The 16,327-nt window shown below is 62.0% G+C and carries 13 protein-coding genes; 6 read left to right on the top strand and 7 right to left on the bottom strand.

Features of this window, described 5'->3' with window-relative positions:
- Nucleotides 1–12: 12 nt before the first annotated feature.
- The 6 genes from CN673_RS06925 to CN673_RS06900 form a co-directional block, all read right to left on the bottom strand.
- Nucleotides 13–1,158, bottom strand: coding sequence for a DUF3616 domain-containing protein (locus CN673_RS06925; RefSeq protein ID WP_157928818.1), 1,146 nt, complete (start codon nt 1,156–1,158; stop codon nt 13–15).
- A 64-nt stretch (nt 1,159–1,222) separates the two neighbouring features.
- Complete coding sequence (locus CN673_RS06920) at nt 1,223–2,674, bottom strand: UdgX family uracil-DNA binding protein (RefSeq protein WP_099865481.1); 1,452 nt, start codon at nt 2,672–2,674, stop codon at nt 1,223–1,225.
- Nucleotides 2,674–3,909 carry a putative DNA modification/repair radical SAM protein gene (locus tag CN673_RS06915; protein ID WP_099865480.1) on the bottom strand — a complete coding sequence of 412 codons (1,236 nt, stop codon included), beginning with the start codon at nt 3,907–3,909 and terminating at the stop codon, nt 2,674–2,676. Before CN673_RS06915 ends, CN673_RS06920 begins: the two co-directional genes overlap by 1 nt.
- 78 nt (nt 3,910–3,987) lie before the next feature.
- Nucleotides 3,988–4,962 carry a WD40 repeat domain-containing protein gene (locus tag CN673_RS06910; RefSeq protein WP_099865479.1) on the bottom strand — a complete coding sequence of 325 codons (975 nt, stop codon included), beginning with the start codon at nt 4,960–4,962 and terminating at the stop codon, nt 3,988–3,990.
- A gap of 4 nt (nt 4,963–4,966) precedes the next feature.
- Nucleotides 4,967–6,079 carry a CobW family GTP-binding protein gene (locus tag CN673_RS06905; protein ID WP_099865478.1) on the bottom strand — a complete coding sequence of 371 codons (1,113 nt, stop codon included), beginning with the start codon at nt 6,077–6,079 and terminating at the stop codon, nt 4,967–4,969.
- Nucleotides 6,080–6,150: 71 nt separating this feature from the next.
- Complete coding sequence (locus tag CN673_RS06900; RefSeq protein WP_099865477.1) at nt 6,151–6,948, bottom strand: creatininase family protein; 798 nt, start codon at nt 6,946–6,948, stop codon at nt 6,151–6,153.
- A gap of 122 nt (nt 6,949–7,070) precedes the next feature.
- On the opposite strand from CN673_RS06900, the gene CN673_RS06895 reads away from it, so the two are divergent.
- The 3 genes from CN673_RS06895 to CN673_RS06885 all read left to right on the top strand — a co-directional run bounded on the left by CN673_RS06895 (nt 7,071) and on the right by CN673_RS06885 (nt 9,640).
- Entirely contained in the window at nt 7,071–7,544 is a 474-nt protein-coding gene (locus tag CN673_RS06895) for a MarR family winged helix-turn-helix transcriptional regulator (RefSeq protein WP_099865476.1), read from the top strand.
- Nucleotides 7,545–7,642: 98 nt separating this feature from the next.
- The gene (locus CN673_RS06890) at nt 7,643–8,662 is read left to right on the top strand and encodes a LacI family DNA-binding transcriptional regulator (RefSeq protein WP_099865475.1); all 1,020 of its coding nucleotides are present in this window, start codon (nt 7,643–7,645) and stop codon (nt 8,660–8,662) included.
- A 21-nt stretch (nt 8,663–8,683) separates the two neighbouring features.
- Complete coding sequence (locus tag CN673_RS06885; protein ID WP_099865474.1) at nt 8,684–9,640, top strand: 2-hydroxyacid dehydrogenase; 957 nt, start codon at nt 8,684–8,686, stop codon at nt 9,638–9,640.
- A 5-nt stretch (nt 9,641–9,645) separates the two neighbouring features.
- Here CN673_RS06885 and CN673_RS06880 read toward each other — a convergent pair whose 3' ends face one another.
- Entirely contained in the window at nt 9,646–10,428 is a 783-nt protein-coding gene (locus tag CN673_RS06880; protein ID WP_099865654.1) for a gamma-glutamyl-gamma-aminobutyrate hydrolase family protein, read from the bottom strand.
- 212 nt (nt 10,429–10,640) lie between these two features.
- Between CN673_RS06880 and CN673_RS06875 the strand changes: the two genes are divergently transcribed.
- The 3 genes from CN673_RS06875 to CN673_RS06865 all read left to right on the top strand — a co-directional run bounded on the left by CN673_RS06875 (nt 10,641) and on the right by CN673_RS06865 (nt 16,168).
- Nucleotides 10,641–11,741: a TRAP transporter substrate-binding protein gene (locus CN673_RS06875; protein WP_099865473.1), complete on the top strand. Its 1,101-nt coding sequence runs from the start codon at nt 10,641–10,643 to the stop codon at nt 11,739–11,741.
- A gap of 2 nt (nt 11,742–11,743) precedes the next feature.
- A complete protein-coding gene (locus tag CN673_RS06870) occupies nt 11,744–12,505 on the top strand; it encodes an SDR family NAD(P)-dependent oxidoreductase (protein WP_099865472.1) in 762 nt (253 codons plus the stop codon).
- A 183-nt stretch (nt 12,506–12,688) separates the two neighbouring features.
- Nucleotides 12,689–16,168: an indolepyruvate ferredoxin oxidoreductase family protein gene (locus CN673_RS06865; protein WP_099865471.1), complete on the top strand. Its 3,480-nt coding sequence runs from the start codon at nt 12,689–12,691 to the stop codon at nt 16,166–16,168.
- Nucleotides 16,169–16,327: the final 159 nt, after the last annotated feature.

The following is a 16,327-nucleotide window of genomic DNA, read 5'->3' as shown; positions in this document are numbered from 1 at the left end:
GCGGTGCCCATCTCATTTCAATTCGTAGACGTCGACATCCAGCCTGTTGCTTTTCGGATCATGCCGGTCGTCGGAAGGGCTGTCATAGGCGACGAGCAGGTGGCGCTTGCCGTCCATCTCGAAGAAGGACAAGCCTTCCGCATGGTCGCACCCCTCCATGATCGGAAGGGCCATCATGGTTTCGATCTCCCCGGCGGTGATCACATCGGCGCGCTCCGGAAAGCGGTCGATCGTGTAGATCTTTTGAATACCATCGATGTTCTGGGTCGCGCCGGCCAGCACGAGAAGCGCTTCGCCGTCGAAAAGCAGGTCCCTGATGCCGAGCCCGTCGAGGTCAAGCGCATGGATCGTATAGCGCGACCCGCCGTCAAGTTTGCGGTGCTTCAGCCGGCCCTTGCCATCGTCCTTGAAACGCATCGTCACGATCAGCGCATGGCTGCCGAGCACCGGACCACGCAATCCGAGATGAAGGCGATCGCCCTTCACCGCAAGCCCTTCCACGTCGAAGCCGTTCTCCTTGCACGGAATGTTCATGAAGGGCGCCAGCAGTGGATCGTCGGCAAGCACCTTGCGGATTGCCTTCTCACCCGATTTTCCCATGGCGAACATGGCTGCGCGCCGGGCGTTGCTGCCGTCCTCCAGCGCCTCGATGGAAGCGACCGGCATGAAAACACCCGGCTCGCTCTCGACGATCGGAACGCGTCCGAGAAAGCCACGGTTTTCGTCCCAATCGATATGGCTGAGGCCGTTTTGCGTGCCGTCCTCAGCATTCGGATGCTTGCGCTTCAGCCCGTGGCTCCCGGTGATCCAGAGATAGCCGTCGTCAATCGCCAGTCCCTCGATGTCCATCTCGCCCGTCAACCCGCCGGGCAGGTCGAAGGCATGGCCGATGGCGAAATTCTCGTGACCCGCGAATGTGTTCGTTGCCTCGTCAAAGACCAGCCTTTCAACCGTTGCGGTTTCGTCGCAGGCGCAGAAAAGCGTACGCCCGATTGTCGCCAGCGCGGAAATGTCCTCGGTGATCACCGCATCGACGAGCCGCAATTCGCTCTTGTCCAGAAATGTCAGCCGCAGGCGGCTCTGCGGGTGCTGCCCAACGAAATCGACGGAGATGTCTTTTTCATGCTTCGTTCGGCGATTGGTCTGACGACGGGACACGGGTCTTTTCCTTATTCGCGGCTACGACAAGGCAAACGCGGTTTGTCCATCAGCAGTTCCGGAATTAAGCGGCCATCAGGTCGCGCAACGCTGCCAGGTCCTCGGCGAAAAGTCGCCGTTCGCGCGCTGCAGTCTCCGCATCGGGGATGCGCAGCAGGAAGGATGGGTGAACGGTGACGAAAATCTTGAGATCTGCGTCATTCCTTAGCACCTGCCGCCGGTTCTTCGTTACAGGAAGGGTCTTGCCGTAAAGAGCGGTCAATGCAGTGGCACCGAGCGCAACCACAAGCTTCGGCTTGATCAAGGCAATCTCTCGGTCCAGCCACCAGCGGCAAGCCTGGACCTCTCCTCCATTGGGCTTTTGGTGTAGTCGTCGCTTGCCACGCGGTACGAACTTGAAATGCTTCACGGCATTGGTGACGTAGACGCGTTGACGGTCGATCCCCACCTGCGCCAGCGTGTCGTCGAACACCTTGCCTGCAGGCCCGACGAACGGCGCGCCGGCCAGGTCCTCCTGATCGCCGGGTTGCTCGCCGACGAAGATGATCTCCGCGTTCTCGGGGCCCTCGCCGAAAACGGTCTGAGTGGCGTCCCGGTAGAGGGGACACCGCGTGCACCCGTCTGCCATTTTCCGCAGGTCGTCGAGCGATGACGCGTCGGTGATTTCCGTCATGGTTTGGCGGCCTTCCCAATAGCGCTGCTGAATGCGAGAATGGTGGGGCGCCGCGGATGTCGGCGCGCTCTCCACCATGTTTTCCGCGCGTCGTCCGGCGCTCGCGATCAATGCCGGAATGAGCGGCGCCTCAGGCAGGTTCCGCCAGTATTTCTTGGGCATCTCCGCCTGCATCGCCTTCACCTTGAGACGAGCGGGATTGAAGATGGATGAGAAATAGGTGCGCCAGAGATCTTCCGCCGCATCGGCCGAAGGCGCATCTTCCTTGCGGGCGCCGGGTGCGATGGTGAGGCGCTCGCCGTCCCAATCGATCGTCCGCCAAGGCGTCATGATCGTCCAGTTCATTCCAGCAAAGCGTTTGACGAAAAAATCCGCCTCCCGCTCGGCGATGTAATGATCGGGTTCGAACCAGGCGACGAAACGGTCCTTGCCACCGACGGCCACTTTGCGGAACCGGACAAAGGCATGCATCTTGTGCGCATCCCGCCGAATTGCCTTTTCCATGCGCTCCAGGCGTTGAACGTCCAGATCCGACAAGACCTTCAGCAGGTCCGCTTCCTGCGAGACACGCAACAGCAACCGGTACATGAAGGCGAATCGATCGTCGTCGCTGTGATGCATGATCGTTTGGAGGCGTTCGATGAATGGGCGCGGAACCGTCAGGTCCGCATTGTCGCGCGGTTCGGGCAACGCCGACGCGGCTGCATCGAAAAGATCGTCGGATTGTGCGCCCTTCACCGTCCAGCGAACCTGAGCGGGCTCTATGCCGGCCAGTGCCAGCGCTCGGGCGGAATGGCGCCAGCCGTCAAAGTCGGTCTGATCTGCCAGTTCTACCGTAAACATCAAAACAGCGACAACTGCGCCGGTTTCGGCGTCAGTCTTTCCTTCAGCTCGGGCCGATCGATCAATCCGAGCGGATGCCAATCGAGGGCGATGATGAACGGCCTGATCTTGTCGAGCGATTGGCAGACGCGACGCAGATCCTCAAGTCGAAGCGTGCGATATCGGCGCACCTGCAATATCTTCGCGACAGCTTTCGTTCCCAGTCCAGGCACGCGCAGCAGCGTTTCCCGGTCACCGCGATTGACGTCGACGGGGAACCGATCTCGATGATCGAGCGCCCATGCCAGTTTGGGATCGATCGCCAGATCGAGCATTCCGCCCGGACGGCCAGCCACGATTTCCTGCTGCTCGAAACCATAAAACCGCATGAGCCAATCGGCCTGATAAAGGCGATGTTCGCGCATCAGGGGCGGCTCGGAAAGCGGCAGCGCCGCCTTGGCGTCGGGTATCGGGCTGAACGCTGAATAATAGACCCTTTTGAGACGATAGCTGGAATATAGACGCGCGCTCGATTTCAGGATCGTGTCGTCATTGGCCGGGTCGGCGCCGATGATCATCTGCGTCGATTGCCCGCCCGGTGCGAAGCGTTCCTTGCGCTTCGTTCTCAGCGTCGGTTCGGATTTCTCCTCGATCTTGAGCCTCAGATTGCCCATCGCCCGGCGAATGTTTGCCGGCTGCTTTTCCGGAGCCAGGCGGCCAAGACTATCGTCGGTTGGCAGTTCGACGTTGATCGAGAGCCGATCGGCAAAGCGCCCTGCTTCCTCCAGCAAGAGCGGATCGCAGTCGGGTATGGTCTTCAAATGGATATAGCCGGCAAATCGATGGGTCAGCCGCAATTGCCGGGCGACCTCGACCAATCGCGCCATCGTTTCGTCGGGCGATCGAATGATCCCCGAGGACAGGAACAGGCCCTCGATATAGTTGCGCTTGTAGAAGTCGAGCGTCAGGTTGACCACTTCCTGTACGGTGAACCTTGCCCTGCGAACGTTCGAAGACGACCGGTTGATGCAATAGGCGCAGTCGTAGATGCAGAAATTGGTGAGAAGAATTTTCAGAAGCGAGATGCACCGACCGTCCGGCGCGTAGGAATGACAGATTCCAGCACCGGTGACGGACCCGATGCCGCCCGAGTTCAGGGAGTTGCGCCTGGTCGAACCCGAGGAGGCGCAGGAAGCGTCATACTTTGCTGCGTCGGAAAGGATCGCCAGCTTTTCGACAGTTGTTAATTTGGCCATGAGTTCATGTTATGTTCCAGATGCGGTATTGGCCATAACAATTGACATGGTGCAAGCAGGATTCTTGGCGTTGCCCCTTCAGGCGGTGATGTCGACGACGCCGCAGTCTCCCGCCTCGGAACCGAAAGCGAGTTGCGTACCGGCCTTGTTCCAGCTTAGCGAGGAAATCGCGCCGTTGCCGGGCCGCCGCAGCAAGACTTCCTTCTGATCGGAAAACCGGGACGCGAGGATCATGCCGTCGTTGAAGCCGATCGCCACCATGTCCTCGCGCGGATGACAGGCAACGATCGTGACGAGCGCATCGGCTCGCGTGCCGAGCTCCATCGGCGCCTTTCCCATCGGCCCGTCTTTGCCTGAGAACGGCCACACGATGGCAGCCGGGGCGCCCGACGAGGCCAGCCATTTCCCTTTCGCGCTCCATGACAGGGACTTCACCTTGGCGGGGTAGCCGGACATCCGCATGTCGTGATTGTCGGCCATGCGCCAGCCATGGAGCGCATTCTCCTGCATCGTGGTCACGAGGAACTTGCCGTCGGGAGAAAACGTGACACCCGTGTGGCTGCCCTTCCATTCGAGCTCCGTCGGCTTGGCACCCATGCCTGCCCAGTGCAGCGTGACACCATTGTATCGCGCGATTGCAATCCGCAGCCCTTTCGGCGCAAAGGCGAGACCCTCGACGGTCCGCGGACAGGCGAAAGTTCTGAGTGCGCTTTCGGCTTGCCGGACATAGGCCGTGCGCCCAGACGAAAATGCGACGCTAGCAGACGGTCCGGCAGCGATCTGCCCGATCCATTTCATGCCGATCTCGGCAAGAACGGTCATCGCCCCGTCGGCAAGATGGGCGACGACGCGTCCGTCTTCCCCGCCCGTCAAGAGTGTCCGACCGTCTTGCGCGACATCGGCGGTGAGGAGGCCGTCATGCGCCCCGGTGGTTTGGTGTCCATGATCGAGCCGATGGACCGTGCCGTCGGCGAGCGCAAAGACAGGAACGTCTGCGAGGAAGCGGGCCGCGACACAATAGCTGTCGAGGTCGAGCGGTGCGACGGTCGGCATGCGATCAAACCGCCTGGCAGGCGAGGAATGTACGTTCGAGCTTCTCGCGATCGAGATCGCGGCCGATGAAGACGATGCGGCTCTCGCGCTTCTCGCCCTCCTTCCAGTCTCGTTGATGATCCCCTTCGACCAGCATGTGGATGCCCTGCACGACATAGCGCTGCTCATCATCCTTGAAGGCGATGATGCCTTTCAGGCGCAGGATGTTGGGACCATCGATCTGGGTGATCTTCTCGATCCAGGGGAAGAACCGCTTCGGGTCCAGCGTGCCGGCACGCAAGGAAACCGACTGGACGGTCGCGTCGTGAATGGCCGACGCTTCGCCGTGATGGTCGTGCCCGTGGTGCGCATGATCCCCGTGGTCATGATGATGGTGATGGTGGTCATGACCATGGTCGTGATCGTGATCGCAATCTGGCCCGCAGACATGGTCCGGATCCTCATGATCGAGAAAATGCGGATCGTTCTCCAAGGCGCGCTGCAGATCGAAGGCGCCGCGATTGAGCACATTGGCAACATCCACGTTCGCGCGTTCGGCGCGATGGATGCGCGCCGAGGGATTGATGGCGCGGATCGTTGCTTCGATCGTCTTGAGTTCGCCCTCATCGACGAGGTCGGTCTTGTTCAGGATCACCACGTCGGCAAAGGCGATCTGGTCTTCTGCTTCCCTGGAATCCTTGAGCCTCAGCGGCAGGTGCTTGGCATCGACAAGCGCCACGACCGCATCGAGCTGGGTCTTCGCGCGAACGTCCTCGTCCATGAAGAAGGTCTGGGCAACCGGCGCCGGGTCGGCGAGGCCCGTGGTTTCCACGATGATCGCATCAAAGCGCCCCGGCCTGCGCATCAGACCTTCGACGACCCGGATCAGGTCGCCGCGTACCGTGCAGCAGACACACCCGTTGTTCATTTCGTAGATTTCCTCGTCGGACTCCACGATCAGGTCGTTGTCGATGCCGATCTCGCCGAATTCGTTGACGATGACAGCATATTTCTGCCCGTGGTTTTCCGAAAGGATGCGGTTGAGAAGCGTGGTCTTGCCGGCGCCGAGATAGCCGGTCAGCACCGTGACGGGAATTGGGCTTGTGTCGGACGTCGTCTGAATGGCGGGATCGCTCATGGGACACCTTTCATCTGTTGCCGCCGATATAGGCGCTTCGTCCGGTCCATGCCACACCTCTCTTGGAGGGGTCAGCCGAGCCGGCCGCTGTCGAACGCATGAACGTCTTCCAGAAGCTCGATGAAGCTTCGCGCAGCCTGCTCGATGATGCGCTCACCCTTTTCTGCCGTCGCCGCCGAGGCGTCGCCCACGACCCCATCCGGATTGAGATCGGCGGCTTTCCAGCCGAAAGCGTGCGGACCATAGGCGCGCAGATGGGTCATAGTGCCGGCGAGTTCGCGCTGAAAGGAGGGGAAGTCGCGCGCTTTGCCCATATCGACGGATTCCGGCCTGAGCGCGAGGATCATGGACGTCTCGATCAATCCACCATGGATATCGAACGGCTTGTCGGCGGGATCGATGACGTTCTTGGCAAGTTCGAAGCGGGTCCAGCTGGTCGCGACGGCCAGCATGTCGAAGCGAACGCGCGCCTCCGTCGCGACGATCGTCATCAGGGGGGCATTGCCGCCATGTGCGTTCAGCATGACGAACTTCGAAATTCCAAGCCGGTTCATCTCGCCGGCGATGGCGATCCACCGCTCGACGGCCTCATCGTAACGAAGACTGCGCGTGCCGGGCGTGTCCAGGTGCTCGATCGAGTATCCGACGGGCTCGGTCGGCAGGAAGGTCACTGGCAGATGGGCGGGCAACATGCCCGCAACGCGCTCGGCCAGTCCTTGCGCGATGATCGCATCGGTTTCGAACGGCAAATGCGGACCGTGCTGCTCATGTGCGCCGAGCGGCAGCACCGCGATCCAGCGTGAACGGTCGCGCGCCTCGATCGGCTCCTGACGCAGGGTCTCGGTCAGGAAAAGGGGTGGATGGGACATTTCTGCCTGCACTCCGGTCGGTTAATGTGAGCCGGCAAACAAGTGGGTCTTGCCCTACGATAGGGCGGGCATAGCTGCTTGGGGGTACTTGGAGCAAGCTCCAAACAATTGGGGGAGCGCATATGGCGAAGAAAGACAAGAAGGCTGACGGCAAGAAGCGCAAGGATGGTGCGGCCGAGCAGGACGGGGCATTTGCTGCGACACTGGCGCAAACCGCGCGTTCGGTCCGCACGCGGCTCACCCTGCATCTGACGGAATGCGGTCTCTATGCCGGACAGGATTCGGTCATCATGTCGCTCGCCGAAGAGGATGGGCAGTCCCCCGGCATGATCGCCGAACGCCTGGGTGTGCGTGCGCCCACCATCACGAAGACGATTTCTCGGCTCGCTGCGCAAGGCTTTGTGGAAAGGCGCGACAGCAGCGACGACGGTCGAAAGGCCGCGATCTTCTTGACGGGGCAGGGCCAGGAGGCTGTCGGCACCATCCGGCGTGCCGTCCGTCTCACCGAACAGTCCATGCTTGAGGGATTATCAGGGAAGGAAGCACGCAATCTGCTCAAGCTGCTCCGACGGCTCGATCAGAATCTTCAGCAGTGAACCCAAGCGCTGACCCGCATCGCCGACCATTGTGTCCGGTTGTTGAATCTGTTTAATTAAAATCTTTAGATCGAGGATCGGAGAAAGGGCGGCGCCGCGTGGGACAGAAGGTCAAGCTTTCCACAATTGCGGAATCGCTTGGTCTGTCGACCGCCACGGTATCCTTGGCGTTGCGTGATAGTCCGCTCGTCGCCGACAGCACGCGCGACCGGATCAAGGAACAGGCCCGCTCGCTCGGCTACATCTACAACCGCCGCGCCGCCAGCCTGCGAACCTCGCGATCCGGTATCATCGGCGTCGTCGTTCACGACATCATGAACCCGTTCTATGCGGAAATCCTGCGTGCCATCGAAAGCGAGCTCGACCGGAACAGACAGACCTTCATCCTGTCCAACCATTACGATTCCGTCGAAAAGCAACGCAATTTCATCGAAACGCTTTTGCAACTGGGCGGTGACGGGGTCATCATGTCGCCGGCAATCGGTACGCCCGCCGCCGACCTCGCGCTCGCCGAGGACAATGGCCTGCCTGCCATTCTCGTGGCGCGCTCGGTCACCGGGATCGACGTCCCGACGTTCCGCGGGGATGACGCTTATGGCATCGCCTTGGCCACCAATCACCTGATCGGGCTCGGTCACCGGACGATTGCGATGATCGGCGGCACCGACCAGACCTCCACGGGCCGGGACCGTTATCAGGGCTACGTCGATGCGCTCAGAAAGGCGCAGATCGAAGTCGACTCGGAGCTGCGCATCCCTGGGCCCCGTACCAAGCAGGGCGGTTTCGAGGCAGCGGTCACCTTCCTGTCGATGCGACAGAAGCCCACCGCTGCCGTCTGCTGGAACGATCTCGTGGCGATCGGCCTGATGAACGGCATCGCCCGTGCGGGGCTCATCCCCGGCAAGGATATCTCCGTCACCGGCTATGACGACCTGGAGGAAGCGGCCATTGCGACGCCGGCGCTCACGACAGTCTGGAATGGCCAGGCCGAGGTTGGCCGCATGGCAGCGCGCGCTCTGCTCGACAAGCTTGCCGGCAGCCACGCCGAGGACTACCTGCATCTGATCAAGCCGGAGATGCGCATTCGGCAATCGACCTCGCCCCACAAGGCCATCTGAAGAACCACCAGGATAGAAGCCATGCCCGAAACAGCGCCACGCGTCCTCATGCAGTCGCGAATGAACGAACGTTTGAAGGCGCGCGTCGAGGCAGAGTTTCCTGTGCTCTACGTCGATCGACTGGACGCCGTCTCGGATAGTGACGCTTCGAGCATCACCGCGATCGCCGGATGGGGCGATGTCAGTTCGGCGTTGATCGACCGGCTGACCAATCTGAAGGTGATCGCCAATTTCGGTGTGGGCTATGACGCGATCGATGCCGGGCATGCGGCGCAGAAGGGCGTGATGGTCACCAACACACCGGACGTCTTGTCGGCAGAAGTGGCCGACGTCGCCGTTGGCCTGTTGCTCAACACGGTGCGTGAGCTGCCTCGCGCCGAAACCCACTTGCGCGAAGGCAACTGGGCACGCGCCGGTGCCTACCCGTTGACAGGATTGACGCTCCGCGGCCGTTCGGTTGGGATTTATGGTCTTGGACGCATCGGGATGGAGATTGCCAAGCGTCTTGCCGCGTTCGACCTGCCCGTCAGCTATTACGCCCGCCACCGGAAGGATGTGCCCTACGCATATGAGGCCAGTCTCGAAGCGTTGGCGCGCGCTGTCGATACATTGATCGTGGCCGTGCCGGGCGGAGCCGCGACGGAAAAGTCCGTCGATGCGGAAGTATTGCGGGCCCTGGGTCCTCAAGGCGTGCTGATCAACATCGGGCGGGGCACAGTCGTCGACGAGGCGGCGCTGATCGATGCATTGGCGGATGGAACCATCGCCGCAGCCGGCCTCGACGTGTTCGCCAACGAACCGCATGTCCCGCAGGCTCTGATAGACCTGCCCAATGCTTCACTGCTTCCGCATGTTGCATCGGCATCCGTCGCAACGCGCGATGCCATGGCCGATCTGGCTGCCGACAATTTGATCGCCTGGCTGCGCAAGGGCAGGGCGCTGACGCCCGTGCCCGAATGTGCTCACCTCAATCGCTGAAACCGTTACTCGGCAGCGGCCCTGCCGTTGTGATCGGACTGTCGGCGCTCCACTCGGCTGCGCACGGCATCGCCGAAACCGCGGAAGATGGCGGCGGAGGGGGCGTCGCTTCGGAACCAGTATTCCGGATGCCACTGGACGCCCACGGCAAAGCCCTTTGCGTCGGCGACCGACACCGCTTCTATCGTCCCGTCTTCCGCCACCGCCTCAACGGCAAGTCCAGGCGCAAGCTGGTCGATGCCCTGGCGGTGCAGTGAGTTGACGTTGATCTCGCCGGTACCGACCATCGCTGCCAGGCAAGACCCTTCCGCGATGCGAACGGGATGCCTGATGGCGAAGCTTTCGTCTGTATCGTCGGATTCGGGCTTGCGGTGATCCATCCGCTCGGGAAGCATCTGGATCTCGTTGGCCAGCGTTCCCCCAAGCGCCACGTTGAGTTCCTGAATCCCGCGGCAGATCGCCAGAAGCGGCAGGCCGCGGGCGATGGCCTCTCTGATCAGCGCCAGGCTGACAGTGTCGCGCGCGGTGTCGAACGGACCGTAGGACGGCGATTCCGCGACACCGTAGAGGGTCGGATGAACGTTGGTCTTCGAACCGGTGACCAGCAGGCCGTCAACACGATCAAGGACGCTGCCCACATCAAGGCCGCCTTCAATTGCGGGAACGATCAGCGGAATGACGCCAGAGCCGCCGAAGGCGGCGGCGAGATACTGATGCGGAGCGGCATGCCAGTCGTATCCGTCGAAATGACGGATATCGGCAGGCACGGCGACGACGGGCATTGTCATGGCGTCAACCTTGATGGATTCGTGTTTGCAGACGATTGGCGCGAATTCGGCGGTCTTGCAAGTCGGATCAGCTACGCTTCGGCGTTCACAAGCCTCTCCGGGCAAAATGCAGTCCGGGCGCATCGTCATAAATGCTTGGGTGGCGTATTGTCCGCACGCGCAGAGACGTTACAAGAAGCGCAATCGGAGCTTTGCAGCCAAGGAGGGAATTCATGGACCGCCGCCGCTTCATCGTCGGCTCGGCCCTGGCAGGGAGCGCCGCATCCGGTCTGGCAGCACCGGCATTGGCGCAATCACGCGGGCGCGTGAGCTGGCGTTGTGCGTCAGGATTTCCCGCCAGCCTGGAAACCGTGCACGGCGCCGCACTTGTTCTTGCCGAGGCCGTTGGTGCTGCAACCGATGGGCGCTTCGAGATCACGGTGCTGGACGAGGACGCGGCGGTTGCCGCCGGAGACGGCGCCCTCGACGCGGTTCAGTCGGGATCGGTCGAGATGCTGCATACAGCGCCGCATTATTTCGCCGGCCGCGACCCGGCCTTCGCCTTCGGCTCGGGCTTGCCGTTCGGCCTCAACCAGCGCTTGACGGATGCCTGGCTGCACGAGGGGGGCGGGCTCGATCTCATGAACACGTTCTTCGCCGGCCACAACGTCGTCGGCCTGCCCGCTGGCAACACCGGAGCGCAGATGGGCGGCTGGTTCAACAAGGAGATCAATTCGCTCGATGACCTGGCCGGCGTGCGGTTTCGCATCGGCGGATTCGGAAGCCGGATCATCTCCGAGATCGGTGTCGTTCCCCATGCTCTCGAACCGGGCAACATCGTGGCGGCGCTGGAAGCGCAGGAAATCGATGCGGCTGAATTTGCAGGCCCGGCCGATGATATCGCGCTCGGTCTCCATCGCGCGGCGCGCTACCTCTATTATCCGGGCTGGTGGGAGGGCGGCATTGCCTTGATGGCGATGATCAACCGCGACAGCTGGGGCGCGCTGACCCCCGAATATCAGGCGATCCTGCGCAATGCGGCAGCGCTTGCGAACATGCGCACGATGGCCCGCTACGATATTCTCAACCCCGCTGCGATGCAGGAACTGGAAACTGTCGGAACGATCGTGCGGCCCTACAGCAACGACATCATGGATGCCTGTTTCGCGGCCTCCGAGCAGGTTTACCGCGATATTTCCGATGAGAACGAGACATTTGCGACGATGCTGGACTCTTACATGGCCTACCGACGGACGGGCTATGCTTGGCTGCGTCGCGCCGACTACGCCTATGATACGTTCCTCATGATCCTCGAGCGAGGCGGTCGCCTGTGACGATGCCACTTTCGTCATGCCATGCCGCCCGCATCTTCGATGTCTCGCAGCGGGTCGCACTCGTAACGGGGGCGGCATCGGGCCTCGGCCAAGCTATCGCGCGGGTATTGCTGGACAATGGCGCCCGCGTGGTCATGGGCGACAAACACGCGGTTGCGCCGTGTGGCAACGATAGACGGTCCCTGGCGGTTGAATGCGACGTCACGGATGACGCAGCAATCACGGGCATGTTCGATCAGGCGGAGCAGCAATTCGGTCTGGTCGATGTCGTCTTCAACGTCGCCGGGATAGGCCTTCGCGAATCTGCCGCCGAAACGTCGCGAGATCATTGGCGCACCATCATGAGGGTCAATGGCGAATCGGCGTTCTGCGTTTCCCGCGAGGCCGGACGGCGACTGATCGCTGCGAGGCATTCGGGCTCGATCGTCAATGTCACGAGCTTTCTGAGGGAGCGGCCCATGCGCAACGTCGCTGCCTACGGGGCATCCAAGGCCGCCATGCACCAGATGACCCGCTCGCTGGCGTTTGAGTGGGCACGCCATGGCATCCGCGTCAACGAGATAGCGCCCGGCTGGTTTCCGACAGGAATGACCGCACCGTTTCTCGAAGGCCGTGCCGGGTCGGTCGTTGCGCAGGCCAACCCGATGCGACGGCTGGGAAGCCCCGACGATCTGGCGGGCGTGGTCCTGCTGCTCGCGTCGGATGCATCGGCCTACATCACCGGCGCGTCGATCGCCGTCGATGGCGGACAGCACCTGGATTGATGCCCGAAACAATCGGTCGTTGAAACGTCGAATCGCGCAGCTTTCGGGCGTCGAAATGGCCGTGTGAAAGCTTTCTTTTCGCCAGTGCGCCGCACAATGAAAAGCGTTTGACGCGACCTTCTCCGCAACCACAATAGCCCTCGAAGAGCGATCCTCATCGACGCTCATGGGAGGTGAATTGGCATGACGTTCCACGATGTTACGCTGGACGACAAATACGACCTGTCCCGTGACAGGGTCTTCGTCACCGGCTCGCAGGCCATCGTCCGCGTCCTGCTGATGCGAAAGGAACTGGATCGGCGCGCCGGGCTCAATACCGCAGGCTTCGTATCCGGCTATCGCGGTTCCCCCCTCGGTGGACTCGATCAGCAGCTGTTCAGCGCAAGAACGCAGTTCGAGAAGAACGACATCGTATTCCAGCCGGGGCTCAACGAGGAACTGGCAGCCACCGCGGTTTGGGGCACGCAGCAGGCTGAGCTCGACGGTTTCGGCCGTTATGACGGCGTCTTCTCGCTGTGGTACGGCAAGGGGCCGGGCGTCGATCGTTCGGGAGATGTTTTTCGTCACGCCAATCTCGCCGGCTCCGCCAGGAACGGGGGCGTCCTGGCGCTGATGGGAGACGATCACACAGCCGAATCCTCGACCAACGCCCACCAGACGGAGTTTCAGTTCGTCGACAACATGATCCCGATCCTCAATCCTGCCGGCGTTCAGGAGATGATCGATTATGGCATCATGGGCTTCGCGCTTTCACGCTTCGCCGGCACCTGGACGGCGTTGAAATGCGTCAAGGACAACGTCGAGTCCACCGCATCCGTCCAGGCAGGGCTTGACCGCTTCAATGTCGTCATCCCGGATTTCGAGATGCCGGAAGGCGGCCTCAATATTCGCCCCGGTGACCTCGATTTCCTCGGACAGGAAGAGCGGATGCACGAGTACAAGCGCGCTGCCGCGAGTGCCTTCATCCGGGCCAATGGTCTGAACCGGATCGTCTTTTCGGGCGGACGCGACGCCACGCTGGGCATCGTTACGGTTGGCAAGTCCTATCTCGATGTTCGCCAGGCCCTTGCCGATCTCGGGATCGACGAGAGCCGCGCCGAAAGCCTTGGAATACGGCTTCTCAAGGTCGCCGCGCCGTGGCCCTTCGATCTGGAGGATGTGCGCCCCTTCGCTCACGGGTTGAAGACGATCATCGTCGTTGAGGAAAAGCGGTCGCTCATCGAAAGCCAGCTCCGCGAAGCGCTCTACGGCACGGCCGACCAGCCGCTCATTGTCGGCAAGCGCGATGAGCGCGGTGGTTGGCTCTTCCCGGTCAAGGGTGCGCTCGATCCGAACGACATTGCCATCGCAATCGGGGAGCGCGTATTGGCGACGGTCGGTCATTCGGACGAAATCGCCGGCCGGGTCGCGCGTCTCCGCCAGTCGCAGGCCATGCTGGCGGACACGGTTGATGTCGCCGCCCGTCGCCCGCACTTCTGCTCAGGCTGTCCGCACAACACTTCGACAAACGTCCCGGAGGGATCGGTCGCCGCGGCCGGAATAGGCTGCCATTTCATGGCGCTGTGGATGGATCGCAGCACGATGGGCTTCACCCAGATGGGCGGTGAGGGGGCACAATGGGTCGGGCAGGCGCCGTTCTCCCGGCGGGACCACATCTTCCAGAATCTTGGAGACGGCACCTATAACCACTCCGGTGTTCTGGCCTTGCGTTTCGCCGTCGCCGCCAAGACGCGGATTACCTACAAGATCCTCTACAACGATGCGGTCGCCATGACCGGCGGTCAGGCTCACGAAGGCGGCCTGACGGTGGACGCCATCGCCCGGCAGGTGCGCGCCGAAGGCGTCGACAGGATCGCGGTAGTTACCGACGAGCCGTACAAGTATCCCCCAGAGGTGCGCTTTCCCGACGGCACGACGATCGACCATCGCGGCGACCTTGATCGGGTGCAGCGCGAACTCGCGGCGATCGATGGCGTCTCGGTTCTGCTTTACGACCAGACCTGCGCCGCCGAAAAACGGCGCCGGCGCAAGCGCGGCACGTTTCCCGATCCGGACAAACGGGTGCTGATCAACGAGTTGGTCTGTGAAGGTTGCGGCGATTGCGGTGTCAAGTCGAACTGCGTCGCCGTGCAGCCCGTCGAAACCGAATTCGGCCGCAAGAGACGGATCGATCAGTCGAACTGCAACAAGGATTTCTCGTGCCTGGAAGGCTTCTGCCCCTCATTCGTCACGGTTCACGGCGCGAAGTTGAAGAAGGCGAAGGGCACCGCGGTGGCAAGCGGCGGCGACCCGCTGGACGGGGTTCCTGATCCCCAATTGCCGCCGATGGACGAGAGCGGCTGGGCAGGCATCGTGACCGGCATCGGCGGGACGGGGGTCGTCACTATCGGCGCGATCCTCGGCATGGCAGCCCATCTTGAAGACAAGGGCTGTGGCATGATCGACATGGCCGGCCTTGCGCAAAAGGGCGGCGCGGTCTTCAGCCATGTCCGCATAGCCAACCGGCCGGAAGACATCGCCGCGATCCGCGTGTCTGCCGGCAAGGCCGATCTCGTTCTTGGCTGCGATCTGGTGGTCACCGGGTCGCGCAAGGTTCTGGCGGCGATCGCCGAAGGTCGAACGACGGTGATCGCCAACACTGCCGAGGTGATGCCAGGCGATTTCACTCGCAACGCAGACTTTTCACTGCCCACGGAGCGCTTGCGTCGCGCCATTCGTGCTGCGGCCGGCGAGCCGCATACCCACTTCATCGATGCGACGCGCGTTGCCGAAGTCTTGTTCGGCAACGCGATCGCAGCGAACATGATGATGCTGGGGATGGCCTATCAGAATGGCGGCGTGCCGCTTGCCGCCGAAGCGATCGAGAAGGCGATCGAATTGAACGGGCAGGCCGTCACGATGAATGTAGCCGCCTTTCGCTGGGGTCGCCGCGCTGCGCACGATCCCGATGGTGTCGCCACCATATCAGCCCGCGATCAGAGGCCGGACGACGATGTGCCCCCGACGCTCGAGGATATCGTCGCGCGTCGCACCACCTTCCTTGCGGATTATCAGGATGCGGCCTATGCGGCGCGCTATCGTCATCGGATCGATCGGATCGCCGAAGCCGAGAAAAGCGTCTCCGGCGCGCCAGGGCCGTTGACCGAAACCGCCGCGCGATCGCTCTTCAAGCTGATGGCCATCAAGGACGAATACGAGGTCGCGCGCCTCTACACCGGCCGCGCCTTCGCCCGCCAGCTGGCTGCTCAGTTCGAGAGCCACGAGCGCCTGGAATTTCATCTTGCCCCACCGATCCTTGCCAAGCACGACGACAAGGGCAGATCGAAGAAGCGCACCTTCGGCCCCTGGATGATGACGGCCTTCAAGATGCTGGCGCCGCTGCGCAGGCTGCGCAACACGCCGCTGGACATCTTTGGCTATACGGCTGAGCGGCGGATGGAGCGCCGGATGCTGGCCGATTACGAAGCCGAACTCGATACGGTTGCATCATCGATCAGCAGTCGCCGGATCGAGAAGGCGGTCGAATGGCTCGCCTATCCGCAGCAGATACGCGGCTTCGGCCATGTCAAGAAAGCCAATTACGAGACGGCGAAGGCGATGGCTGATCGATTGCGCCGTGCCTACGAGCACGATACGTCCGCTGTCCGCGAGGCGGCGGAGTAGGCGGCGGGGTGCGATTAAGGGTCAGTCGCCCCCGAAACCTGCTATCGCCCCTCAATTGTTCCTTAAGCCTTGTTTGTTACCCATCGCTTATGAATATGGGATCACGGCCGCAAAAGGCACATCGCGAGGACCGCCTGCCGACGGACGTGTACTTGTCCT

Origin of the sequence: Neopararhizobium haloflavum, assembly GCF_002750855.1 — a bacterium.
GTDB lineage: Bacteria > Pseudomonadota > Alphaproteobacteria > Rhizobiales > Rhizobiaceae > Georhizobium > Georhizobium haloflavum.
The sequence above is the reverse complement of the archived record's forward strand: the minus strand, read 5'-3'. Positions and strand labels throughout refer to the sequence as shown.